We start from the raw sequence: 11540 nt of genomic DNA on the forward strand, positions 1-11540 counted from the left end.
GCAGGTATTTAACACTATAATTTAATTTAAAGTAGTAAATTCATATTACTTAATATCAGTTACCAACCTAGAAAAAGAATTATGAGTGATCCCCAATTAAAGAAAGTCCTTGGCCCCGTCATGTTGTGGGGATTGGGGGTAGGGTATGTAATTTCAGGAATGTATTTCGGATGGAACCTTGGTCTGGCAGAAGGAGGGACCTTAGGGTTAGCCATTGCGACTATATTCGTCATAATTATGTACCTCACCTTTACCTTCAGTTATACAGAAATGGCTTGTGCCATACTGAAAGCTGGAGGGGCTTTTGAATATGCCAATAGGGGGCTGGGGAAACAATTAGGGTTTGTCGCAGGGATTGCTCAAAATATAGAATTCGTTTTTGCACCGCCGGCCATTGCAGCGGCGATAGGTGCTTACCTTCATTTGCTTCATCCAGGTGTAGGCTATCTTACTTTTGCGATCGGAGCCTATCTGATTTTTACAGCAATGAATATTTTAGGTGTGAAACTCGCTGCTTCGTTTGAATTGGTTGTGACAGTCCTTGCGGTTATTGAATTATTGATATTCGCCGGTGTGACGCTGCCAGCATTTGAATTTTCTAATCTTCAACAAAATGCACTTCCCAATGGATATTCAGGCATTTTTGCATCCATTCCATTTGCCATCTGGTTTTTTCTAGCCATTGAAGGGGTCGCCAATGTGGCTGAGGAAACCATCAATCCACAGAAAAATGTATTGATCGGTTTTGGGTCAGCTATCGTTACTTTGGTCGTGTTGTGTATCATTACATTTTTATCAGCGGTTGGTGTCGCTGGTTGGGAAGCTGTTGTCTATCCTCCAGGAAGTACCGAGGCCTCGGATTCTCCTTTACCTCTTGCTATTGCCAATGTCATTGATAGCTCCCATATTCTATACAAATTACTAATTGGGGTAGGGTTGTTGGGTCTTATTGCGTCGTTCCATGGTATTATTTTGGCCGGAGGACGTGCCACTTTTGAATTTGGGCGAGTAGGATATGCACCATCTATCTTAGGAAAAGTTCATTCACGCTTTAAAACACCAGCTAATGCGCTATTGGTCAATATGGCTGTTGGTATAATCGCACTACTGACGGGGAAGACGGCTGGGATCATTACCATCGCCTGTTTTGGGGCAATCAGTCTATATATTATATCCATGTGGTCTTTTTTCGCCTTACGCAAGAAAGAGCCCGCATTGGAGCGCCCATTTAAAGTTCCTTTGTATCCTTTATTTCCTATGCTTGCGCTGATCATCGCCCTGATCTGCCTGATTGCTATGATTTACTACAACCCATTGACAGCCTTACTATTCTTTGGGCTTGTCATCTTATCATATCTCTATTTCTTAATCTTCCTTGACAAGGATAAAACCATCAAATCATGATCGACAAAAAAGAAATTATTTCCAAATTAAAGGCAAGTACAAGTACACACGTAAAAGTCGCCGTAGCAGATATTGATGGCGTATTGCGAGGCAAATTTATGCACCGTGATAAGTTTATCTCTTCATTGGACAATGAATTCGGCTTTTGTTCCGTCGTATTTGGATGGGATGTCAATGACCAAGTTTATGACAATGTGGAAATTACTGGCTGGCATACCGGTTATGGAGATTTTCCTGCCCGTATAGATGGAAATACCTTCCGAAAGATACCCTGGCAGGAAGATGTTCCATTTTTTCTGGCTGACTTTGAATCGTCACATGCTACAGACCAAAATGTGTGCCCGAGGGCGCTGTTAAAAAATATCATAGCACAGTCTGAACAGGCTGGCTACAAACCCATTTTTGCCCAGGAATTTGAATGGTTCAATTTTATTAAAGGTGATATCAATGCATCACAGAACAGCTTTAAAGAAATGACACCGATTACCTCAGGAATGTTCGGTTATTCCATCTTGCGGATGTCTGATAATTACGGGTTCTTTCGTGATCTTCTTGCGATGCTCGAACAGTTTGGTATTCCCTTGGAAGGTTTGCATACTGAGACAGGACCTGGCGTAATGGAGGCGGCGATTCAATGCAGTAATGCGCTTGAAGCTGCAGATAGGGCTACACTCTTTAAGTCAGCAGTAAAGGAGATCGGTAAAAAACATGGTATTGTCGCTAGCTTTATGGCCAAGCAGACGAAAGAACTACCGGGCTGTAGCGGTCACGTACATCAGAGCCTCTGGGACCTAAAAAAAGAAAAAAATCTATTTTATGATGCCGACGATCAGTTAGGCATGAGTGAACTGATGAAGCAATTTCTTGCTGGACAACTGTATTGTCTGCGGGATATTCTACCCTTATTTGCACCAACTGTTAACAGCTATAAAAGACTCACGGAGGGCGCTTGGGCCCCTACGACTTTAACCTGGGGGATAGACAATAGGACTACGGCCCTGCGGGTCATCGATGGTGGACCAAAGGCTACACGTATTGAACATCGGGTGGTTGGTTCGGATGTTAATCCATACCTCGCCATTGCGGCCTGCCTAGCGAGTGGACTTTACGGTATCAAGCATAAACTATCCTTAGACAATCCGTATACTGTCGGTAATGGTTATAAAGATTTGCAACATGGCGTTTTGCCAAGAAATCTCTATGAGGCTACGAACCGGATGGCGCAGTCTGAAATAGCATCAGAATTGTTCGGTGAAAAATTTGTTGACCACTTCTGTAAATCCAGGTTATGGGAATGGCGGCAGTTTTCAGAACAAGTAACAGATTGGGAAACAAAAAGATATTTTGAAATTATTTAACTGCAAGATGGATACAGATAAAATTTATGGTTTTAATTTTCCGACACCGATTCGTTTTGGTGCAGGAGCGATCAATGAATTACCGGATTACCTATTGCGCAATGGTCTTAACCGCCCTTTATTGGTAACGGATCCAACTATTGCCGAACTTCCTTTTTTTAAGGAAATCCAGCGTAAATTGACGGGCAGAGGGATAGACGTGATTGTGTTTCATGATTTGCACAAAAATCCGGTTAAATCCGATGTGCTGCAAGGTGGAGATGTCTATCGGGGGAATAATAGGGATTCCATCATCGGTGTTGGAGGCGGAGCAGCACTTGATGTTGCGCGGGCAATAGCACTGCGTGCACATCATCATCGTGATCTCTTTGACTACGACGATCTTATCGGTGGAGATATTTATGTAACCAATGAGATCCCACATCTGATCACTGTACCCACTACAGCAGGCACTGGAAGTGAGGTCGGTCGTAGCGCTATTATTTCCGAAGACGAAACCAAAAAGAAACGTATTTTGTTCAGCCCTAGGCTGATGGCGAAAATAGTATTTGCGGATCCACTCCTCACGATGGATCTTCCGGCATTCGTCACAGCAGCTACAGGAATGGACGCGCTTACACACAATATGGAAGCATATTTAGCAAAAGGATATCATCCGATGTGTGATGGTATAGCGTTAGAGGGAATGGCGATGGTGGCAGCAGCTATTGAAAAGGCAACCAAGGAATCTGATTTACAGTCTCGTTCGAAGATGCTTTTGGCCTCACTCATGGGGGCAGTGGCTTTTCAAAAGGGGCTGGGTATTGTCCATAGTCTGGCACATCCTCTTTCCTCGTTGTTAGACACTCATCATGGACTTGCGAATGCCATTAATCTACCTTACGGTATGCAATTTAACTATGTGGGATTCGAAGATCGTTTTGATAAAATGGCAGTAGCGCTCGGTATTGGCAATAACGCTGGCGATAAAGTCGTGGACTATTTATTTGAACTGAATACGCGCTTGGATTTACCTACCCATTTATCATCCATAGGTGTGCAAAAGCAACATCTTGCACCATTGTCGGAACTTGCATACGCGGATTTCTGTCATCCTTCAAATCCGAAGCCGGTGACAACAGAAGACTTTCTTGCTATTTATGAAACAGCATTCTAATAAAAAAATAGTATGATCAAAATTGGCATAAGCGCCTGCTTCTTTTATCCTGACAAGGAACGTACTGTCTTTGGTCCTAAATCACTGAGCTATATGGAAAATGATATGGCCCGTTGGATAGGGAAAAAAGGTGTACTTCCGGTGCTGCTTCCCGATTTAGAGGGGGAGCTGTTGACGGATATTATTGATCAGATGGATGGTATCATCCTCCAAGGGGGGAGCGATATTGCTCCAGCGCAATACGGTGAGGATCCCATAGGGAAGTGGAGAGGAGACGCTTACCGGGATCAGTATGAACTAAAGATATTGGATTATGCGATCAGGAAGGAGAAGCCCATATTGGGTATCTGCCGGGGATTTCAATTGATGAATGTCTATTTTGGGGGCTCACTTTATCAGGATATTCCTTCACAGATACCTGGAGCAGGAGCCCATCGGTCGGCAGAATTATACGATACGATTAATCATCCCATAAACTTTGTACCTGGAACCTTGCTTGGGGATTTGTATGGACATGTTGCTAATCCCAAGGTAAACACCGTACATCATCAGGCGGTCAAACAGCTTGGACAAGATTTGGAAGTATACGCTCATTCGGATGATGGTTTTATCGAGGCATTTGGATATACCAAAGCAGCTCCAGGTAAAGTGATGGGTGTACAATGGCATCCGGAGTTTTCTGCTACGCAAGCCGGAGAACTGTTGGATGAAGAATTGATTTTTAATGTTTTTCTAGAACATGCAAAACAACATAGAAATTAGAAACCCCGCTACGGGGGAGGTAGATGCTGTGATCCCTGTTATCACAGCATCCGAATTAGATACAGCGGTCGCTCTTTTAAAAAAAGGACAACTTTCTTGGGCAAAAGTGCCATTACAACAACGTTTAGACTGCATAATTGCGTTTGGACAGTTAATTCTGGCCAATAAACAAGAACTTGCCGAAATACTGACGAAGGAAACGGGAAAACCTATTACCCAGTCGCTAAACGAAATTGTAGGGGCGCAGAACCGTATCGAACATCTTCGGACAAATGCGGGTAAATGGCTTTCTGAGGAACTCATTACAACAACCGGGACAACTCACGAAAAGATTGTGTATGAACCACTTGGGCTGATCGCCAATATTTCCGCATGGAATTTCCCTTATAATGTTGGGTTTAATGTATTTCTGTATGCACTTGTAGCTGGCAATGCCGTGCTTTATAAGCCATCGGAGTTTGCTACTGGTACAGGTATACAGTTTGAGAAATATCTGTATCAAGCGGGTATTCCCCAGGATGTATTCAAATGTGTTGTCGGAGATGCCGAGATTGGCCAGCAATTATTGGAGCTACCTCTGGATGGCTATTTTTTTACAGGGTCATATAAGACTGGTCTCCATATTGCGACCACAGTAGCGCATAAATTAGTTCCCGTCCAATTGGAACTAGGAGGGAAGGATCCGCTGTATGTTGCCGATGATATCGTGGATATTAAGAAGGCCGCAATTCTTGCCGCAGAAGGTGCATTTTACAATAATGGACAAAGCTGTTGTGCTGTTGAGCGGATTTATGTCTCGGACAAGATATACGATCAGTTTGTTGAAGCTTTTGTTGAAGAGGTAGCCTCTTATACCATTGGAGATCCGATGAAGCAAGATGTATTTATCGGGCCACTAACCAGAGCCGCTCAGCTGACTGTGCTTGATGCCCAAGTAAAAGATGCGCTTGCAAAGGGAGCAACCTTGCGCTTGGGGGGGCATAAACTGGAAGATACAGGTTATTACTATGCACCTACAGTTTTTGAGTATTGCAATCACGACATGGAATTGATGAAGGAGGAGAGTTTCGGCCCGTTGATCGGCATCCAAAAGGTGGCTTCAGATGATGAGGCGATCCATCTAATGCAAGATACCACGTATGGCCTGACTGCAGCCGTATTTTCAGCTGATCAGGATAGGGCCATGGCAATACTGGAAAAAATGAACACGGGAACAGTGTATTGGAATTGCTGTGATCGGGTAAGTCCCAACGTCCCTTGGTCTGGACGGAAAAACTCAGGGCTGGGATCAACCCTGTCTGCGCAAGGAATCCGCGCTTTTGTTCAGCCCAAAGCATACCATCTGCGACCATAGATTTTTTGTCTAAAGATCGTTTGTAGGGAATTGATTCCCTAATTTCAAGGTTTTAAGCCGTTTTTTGAAAAAACGTCTGTTTATTTCCGTAAGGTTTAATATAGTAGTCCATGACATCGTATTAAACCTTACTTTTTAAATGGAATATCGTGATCTCAGGTAATATTCCCACTCGACTGGGGTAATCCAGGTAGCCGAAACCTACATTCACATAAAGTGATTGATGTTTTTCCTGATACAGACCGGCCCATTCACGATAGGCATATTTAATTGGGCTCCATTGATAATCTGGATTGCTAAAGCCAAATTGACCACCATGTGTGTGTCCACTAAAGGTGACATCGATCATCGGATATTTTGGTAATACCTCAGCCCTCCAATGTGACGGGTCATGTGAAAGGAGGAAGTTGATAGGTGAAGAAGGATCAACCTTGGACATGGCCAGATCGAGATCGCCATAATTGTATGGGTTGTTCGCCCCCCCAGTTCTCTACACCTACAAGCGTGATTTTTTCATTATTTACGACAATCTCCTTCGACTCGTTTAACAGGAGCTGCCAGCCAAGTTTGAGATGGATATCTTTTACATTGCTCAGGTTCTGCTGTTTGGTCAACTTACGCTCATTGTTGAAATGGAACCTATTAAAATGATAGTCCCCATAGTCGTGATTTCCCAAAATAGAAAATACACCCAAGGGGGCCGTTAGTTTACCAAATATGGAGAGGTAGTCATCCATCTCATCGGCAAAGTCATTCACCAGATCTCCTGTGAAGAAAATGATATCTGGCTTTTGTGAAAGCAATAGGCTTATACCCTTTTTTACGGCATTTAAATTATAAAGACTGCCAGCGTGTATGTCAGAAATCTGAGCGATGATCTTGCCCTCGAAAGACTTTGGAAGATCGGGTAAAATCAAATTGACCTGTTTGATTTGGTAATCATAGAGATTGGATATAAAACCACGGGTTAAAGCGACTAAAGGGATACTACTTAACAAAAGACCACTTTTGATGATGAAATCAGATCTTCCTATGGTCTTTTTATTTGCATTTGGTATTGTGTTATTGTTTGTTAGTCGTCTGCCAATATTTCTAAAAAATACCGAAAATATATCTACGCCGATGGAGAAAAGAAGGATTGTCTTTGCAAGTAGCAATGAAATAGGGAAGAACATGAAACAAGCGGCGATAAAATTGTTCCACTCGAAAAATAAATTCAAGAATATGCAGACATAAGAGAAAATACTCAATAACCACCAGATTACATTTGCGGTTAATGGTTGTGATTTCCATACCGCCAGTCTGCATAACCTTAAATATATTAAAATATCAAAAAGAAGAAATATAAAGATGATTTTTAAGAAAGTGTATAGCTGTGGGATCATATAAAAGTTTGTTTGTCTGAACCAAATCTTGCCATAGGGCAAGCGTCTTGACTAAATAATTTATTTATCTTGTATTCTTGTTAAAAATAGTAAATATGAACACAAAATTTGAAGCTGGGATTAATATCGCCATAAAAATTCCCAAAAATAAATATGAAAAGACGGTAGCTTTTTACAGGGATATTCTGAAATTGGATGTCGAGGAGAAGCCGATCGATAACCCAACGGTCTCCAGGACACATGAGGTGAAATTTGGGCACAATATTATTTGGCTGGATTGTGTAGATAATTACACCCATTCCGAAACTTGGTTGCAGCTAACTGTTCCGAATGTTGCTGAAGCGACCGATTATCTATTGTCAAGTGGGGTGGAAACCTGTGACGAAATTGAGGAACTTCCGGAGAATATGCATTGGATTACCGACCCTGCAGGTACCGTGTTCAATTTGCAACAAAAGCGATAAAATGCTGATTTGAGGCTATGTTGTCAGCATCAGTTTATTCTTGGTGTACAGCAATAGCGCTGTTTCCCAGCAGGTGAAAGTGTGATAATATTACTATAGGTACTATGATTGTTGGAAGCAAGACATAAGGAAACTGTAGCACAGCAATATTAGGTTGATCAAATGCTATTGACTGTAAAGGCAATGGTGATGATAATATACCAATGACCACAACAGCTAGTAGTGAACAGATACCCAAAATATTCCATGCTTTGAAAAATGCAGATGTTAGTATTTTTGGATTGAAGCTACTAAAGATTAAAAATAGAACAGCAGTAATTCCGAAAAATAGATCATAGTTCCAACCCAAAAATGTCATTTCTATAGGCAGCATTTTATGCTTAAAGAGTTGAAAAATAATGAATTCAATAGGGAGTCTGATGATGTGAATACCAAGCAGATAATAAGCGTTCAAGCTTAAATTTTTTGATAATCTATAGTAACTTATACTCAGTAAGAGCGCGCTCACCAAGACAAGTACGAAAGTAGGTGGGAAAATCAAAAAAATATTAAGGGATGATACCGCTGAGAGTGCAAATGCCCATATCGCAATAGGAATCACCACCATTTTATTGGGAGAAGCGAGTCCAAATAAAATGAGGCATGCTAAAGTGGAAACGGAAAAAACAACAGGCATAGAAATGCAGATTTATGATATAAAACTACAAGAAATTCCCTTTGAAATACTTGTCCTAGGGCAAGTATTTTGACTCTCAGAAAAATTATCGTATAGTTTTGCTAACCTATGCCGTTGGTCGAATCTTAAATTTAATCAGTTGAGCTCAATCTTTTTTCTTTCAGCCATTTTGATAGCTGGTTGGCGACTTCAATATTATTCAGGTCAGAAAAGAGGAAGTGTGTATTTGCATGAATACCTACCTCGGGAAAATGGGCGACAGTGGCGTCACCCCCATGTTTATTGATTGTTGCCGCCCATATTCTGGCCATTTCTAATCCCGAACGCCAGTGATCCATATTCCAGACTTTGTTGGGCTGTTTGGCAATATTATCTCCGTAGTAAATCACGATAGGAATTTTGATGAGTTTTTCGAAATCTGCTAATGGAATTTCAACACCTTTGAGCTCACCAAAAAGTCCTGTGGATTGGATGGGTTGTGGCAGTTCGCCTTTAGGAAACATGAAGCTGCTATATGGTTCAAAGGCGACAACGGCTTTAACTCGGCTGTTTTTAATTGCCGTAGACCATTCCGGGCCGCCCCCCCTGTGAATGCGTTACCAATATACTAACACGATCGATACAATTAATCCGTTTCTTCCGATTGAATGCTTTTCCTTCAGGATATTACCTAAAGTTTAACGCATTCTTTTCTTCAGGATCTTATTGAAATTATATCTTTTTCAAAATTGCGAAATATACTAGTATATAAAGCTATATGAATTACTGAAATAAATACCATTATTACTGTTCATAGGAAGATAACAAAATGATCAAAGGCAAGTTCCGCAAGCGATAAACCACACAAAAATTGGATACCTTGCTATTTTCTGGATAGGAGATAAGCTATACTATTGTTAATAAACCTTTGGGATTGATGGGATATCGGTTATTATTTGTATCTTTAGGAATAAGGTTTGTTATTCATATAACCCCATTCGACAAACCAGACATGATAAAAGCTTCTCGTTTTATCTTTAAATTTCTCCAATTATATCATCGTGAAATTTTCTGTTTAGAACCAACCACAATCTAGTTTAATCCCCACAATTCATGCACCCATGGTTATGGGACACACCCTCACAATGTAAATATTATAAGTCATGAGTAAAGATCAAAAAAAAGAAAAAAGTACGAAGGAGAAAACACAGTCGTCATATCAAAAAGAAAAAGACTCGATTTCAAAAGATCTAACGGATAATGTCTTTCGTAAAAAAAAGAAATAAGCAATTGTAGAAGTTAGCTTGATTTAATAATGGTAGATTATTAATGTGGAGCGAGTATAAAGAGTGGAGTATTAGACCACGCTTTTGCTCGCTCTTTTAGTATAAAATTTAAAACACTCTTAGCTGTTAAAAAAGCCTTCTTTCATAAGATTGAGCTTGTTTTGTTTTCGCTCATTGAAAGTAAATTGACTAGACATGTTGACGAATTGCTAAAGTCTATAGGTAAATGCATTTATATTCATTCCTGCACCTACAGAGGCAAATAAGATGATATCATTTTTATTGAATGAATGTCCTTCAATTTTTCCCTGCCTAATTAAATCATAGAGTGTTGGAATCGTTGCAACACTGCTGTTCCCAAATTTATGAATGGACATCGGCATGATACCCTCTGGCGGCTGCATATGATATAATCCATAGAATCGCGAAATAATAGCCTCATCCATTTTCTCATTGGCCTGATGAATTAATATCTTTTTTATGGCATTAATGTCAAGATTAGCTTTCTCTATACAGGCCTGCATGGCTAAAGGAACTTTACTCAGAGCGAATTCATATATCTTTCGTCCCTTCATCTTAATATAACGGGTGCCTTTTTCATGTTGACTGTTAAAGGAGCCTCCAAAATAAAGATAGTCGGCCTCATCAAATGCATAAGTTGCACTTTCAAAAGATAGTAATCCTGCCTCCTCTGTTGTAGCTTCTATGATAACTGCGCCAGCGCCATCAGCATAGATCATTGAATCACGATCGTATGGATCTACGACACGGGAAAGAGTCTCGGTACCGATAACCATACAACGTTTAGCCATGCCTGATTTGATAAACGCATTAGCTTGTATCACGCCTTCATTCCAGCCCGGACAACCGAATAAAAGATCATAGGCGATACAGTGTGGATTTCGTATACCTAATTTTTTCTTGACTCGTGTTGCGAGACTGGGAACAGTATCCGATTGAACTTTTCCATAGGGTACATCGCCATAGTTATGTGCGACAATAATATAATCAAGTGTCTCTTGATCGATGTCAGCGTTAGCTATTGCCCGCTCTGCGGCAATAGACGCTAGATCAGAAGCCACCTGATCATTATTTGCATAACGACGTTCCTCAATGCCAGTAATATCTTTAAACTTACCTATAATGGATTCAGGGTATTTGATAGGCTCACCAGCCTCATCCAAAAAAATACGATCTTCAAAATTCGCGTTATTGATTTTATTGTCCGGAAGATAGCTACCTGACCCAATAATTTTTATATTCATTAATTTCCCTCCGTTTCTCAATTATTGAGTTGATTTGTGTATTGTTCTTTGTGGAAAGCAGCAATTGGTTACGATGCCCAGTGATATATAAATTTCAATATAGACATTTTCTTGATCGAGCCTTCTTTTGCTTAATTTACCAAAATTATTTAAAATATCCCTATACAAGTTAGATAAAAGGGAACTTGCTCATTGTTTTCGGAATATATGCTGGAAATGTATACCAAATTCATAATGAGGGGCCACGCATTTCGAGATCTTTGGGCCTCAGATAAACATAGTAAGCTGCCTGTCATCGTGATTTCGGGAAGTAGCATCTTACATAAATTTACCCAATCGGGGCGGATATCAATCGTGTTATGGCAGCTATCGATCTAGATAAAATAGTTTTTATTTTATTTGCAGATTTACATTAGGTGAACTCCTGATTTTTATAGGTACTATCATGTAA

Annotated in this window: 12 protein-coding genes; 7 read left to right on the plus strand and 5 right to left on the minus strand. The window is 40.6% G+C overall.

What is annotated here, in order from left to right:
- The first annotated feature begins 81 nt into the window (after nucleotides 1-81).
- Genes eat through LC454_RS12610 form a run of 5 tightly spaced genes read left to right on the plus strand, consistent with a single transcriptional unit; the run spans nucleotide 82 to nucleotide 6034 of the window.
- Entirely contained in the window at nucleotides 82-1404 is a 1323-nt protein-coding gene (eat, locus tag LC454_RS12590) for an ethanolamine permease (RefSeq protein ID WP_223582804.1), read from the plus strand.
- On the plus strand, nucleotides 1401-2762 hold the full coding sequence (locus LC454_RS12595; RefSeq protein ID WP_223582806.1) for a glutamine synthetase family protein: 1362 nt from the start codon (nucleotides 1401-1403) through the stop codon (nucleotides 2760-2762). The genes eat and LC454_RS12595 overlap by 4 nt, the downstream gene beginning before the upstream one ends.
- A 7-nt stretch (nucleotides 2763-2769) precedes the next feature.
- Nucleotides 2770-3918 (plus strand): iron-containing alcohol dehydrogenase, encoded by a 1149-nt coding sequence (locus tag LC454_RS12600; RefSeq protein WP_223582808.1) that lies wholly within the window; start codon nucleotides 2770-2772, stop codon nucleotides 3916-3918.
- A 12-nt stretch (nucleotides 3919-3930) separates the two neighbouring features.
- Nucleotides 3931-4680, plus strand: a complete 750-nt coding sequence (locus tag LC454_RS12605; protein ID WP_223582810.1) for a gamma-glutamyl-gamma-aminobutyrate hydrolase family protein — start codon at nucleotides 3931-3933, stop codon at nucleotides 4678-4680.
- Nucleotides 4658-6034, plus strand: a complete 1377-nt coding sequence (locus LC454_RS12610) for an aldehyde dehydrogenase family protein (RefSeq protein ID WP_223582812.1) — start codon at nucleotides 4658-4660, stop codon at nucleotides 6032-6034. The genes LC454_RS12605 and LC454_RS12610 overlap by 23 nt, the downstream gene beginning before the upstream one ends.
- Nucleotides 6035-6155: 121 nt before the next feature.
- On the opposite strand, the gene LC454_RS12615 is transcribed toward LC454_RS12610, so the two are convergent.
- Together LC454_RS12615 and LC454_RS12620 are read right to left on the minus strand one after the other, a co-directional pair.
- Complete coding sequence (locus tag LC454_RS12615; protein ID WP_223582813.1) at nucleotides 6156-6473, minus strand: hypothetical protein; 318 nt, start codon at nucleotides 6471-6473, stop codon at nucleotides 6156-6158.
- Complete coding sequence (locus LC454_RS12620) at nucleotides 6460-7254, minus strand: metallophosphoesterase (protein WP_223582815.1); 795 nt, start codon at nucleotides 7252-7254, stop codon at nucleotides 6460-6462. Before LC454_RS12620 ends, LC454_RS12615 begins: the two co-directional genes overlap by 14 nt.
- 260 nt (nucleotides 7255-7514) lie before the next feature.
- Between LC454_RS12620 and LC454_RS12625 the strand changes: the two genes are divergently transcribed.
- A complete protein-coding gene (locus LC454_RS12625; RefSeq protein WP_120257032.1) occupies nucleotides 7515-7883 on the plus strand; it encodes a VOC family protein in 369 nt (122 codons plus the stop codon).
- A 34-nt stretch (nucleotides 7884-7917) separates the two neighbouring features.
- Here LC454_RS12625 and LC454_RS12630 read toward each other — a convergent pair whose 3' ends face one another.
- Nucleotides 7918-8559, minus strand: a complete 642-nt coding sequence (locus LC454_RS12630) for a hypothetical protein (protein WP_223582817.1) — start codon at nucleotides 8557-8559, stop codon at nucleotides 7918-7920.
- A gap of 131 nt (nucleotides 8560-8690) precedes the next feature.
- On the minus strand, nucleotides 8691-9062 hold the full coding sequence (locus tag LC454_RS12635) for a hypothetical protein (RefSeq protein ID WP_223582819.1): 372 nt from the start codon (nucleotides 9060-9062) through the stop codon (nucleotides 8691-8693).
- A gap of 639 nt (nucleotides 9063-9701) precedes the next feature.
- Between LC454_RS12635 and LC454_RS26405 the strand changes: the two genes are divergently transcribed.
- Complete coding sequence (locus LC454_RS26405) at nucleotides 9702-9824, plus strand: hypothetical protein (RefSeq protein WP_262508746.1); 123 nt, start codon at nucleotides 9702-9704, stop codon at nucleotides 9822-9824.
- A 209-nt stretch (nucleotides 9825-10033) separates the two neighbouring features.
- Here LC454_RS26405 and LC454_RS12640 read toward each other — a convergent pair whose 3' ends face one another.
- Complete coding sequence (locus LC454_RS12640; RefSeq protein ID WP_223582820.1) at nucleotides 10034-11089, minus strand: 3-oxoacyl-ACP synthase III family protein; 1056 nt, start codon at nucleotides 11087-11089, stop codon at nucleotides 10034-10036.
- Nucleotides 11090-11540: the final 451 nt, after the last annotated feature.

Source organism: Sphingobacterium sp. GVS05A, assembly GCF_019969845.1.
GTDB lineage: Bacteria > Bacteroidota > Bacteroidia > Sphingobacteriales > Sphingobacteriaceae > Sphingobacterium.

Excerpts from the sequence above, each read along its gene's own strand:
- LC454_RS12635 (WP_223582819.1), bottom strand. The coding sequence starts at position 9,062 with ATGTTTCCTAAAGGCGAACTGCCACAACCCATCCAATCCACAGGACTT.
- LC454_RS12605 (WP_223582810.1), top strand. The coding sequence starts at position 3,931 with ATGATCAAAATTGGCATAAGCGCCTGCTTCTTTTATCCTGACAAGGAA.
- LC454_RS12600 (WP_223582808.1), top strand. The coding sequence starts at position 2,770 with ATGGATACAGATAAAATTTATGGTTTTAATTTTCCGACACCGATTCGT.
- LC454_RS12625 (WP_120257032.1), top strand. The coding sequence starts at position 7,515 with ATGAACACAAAATTTGAAGCTGGGATTAATATCGCCATAAAAATTCCC.
- LC454_RS12630 (WP_223582817.1), bottom strand. The coding sequence starts at position 8,559 with ATGCCTGTTGTTTTTTCCGTTTCCACTTTAGCATGCCTCATTTTATTT.
- LC454_RS12640 (WP_223582820.1), bottom strand. The coding sequence starts at position 11,089 with ATGAATATAAAAATTATTGGGTCAGGTAGCTATCTTCCGGACAATAAA.
- LC454_RS12595 (WP_223582806.1), top strand. The coding sequence starts at position 1,401 with ATGATCGACAAAAAAGAAATTATTTCCAAATTAAAGGCAAGTACAAGT.
- eat (WP_223582804.1), top strand. The coding sequence starts at position 82 with ATGAGTGATCCCCAATTAAAGAAAGTCCTTGGCCCCGTCATGTTGTGG.
- LC454_RS26405 (WP_262508746.1), top strand. The coding sequence starts at position 9,702 with ATGAGTAAAGATCAAAAAAAAGAAAAAAGTACGAAGGAGAAAACACAG.
- LC454_RS12615 (WP_223582813.1), bottom strand. The coding sequence starts at position 6,473 with ATGTCCAAGGTTGATCCTTCTTCACCTATCAACTTCCTCCTTTCACAT.
- LC454_RS12610 (WP_223582812.1), top strand. The coding sequence starts at position 4,658 with ATGCAAAACAACATAGAAATTAGAAACCCCGCTACGGGGGAGGTAGAT.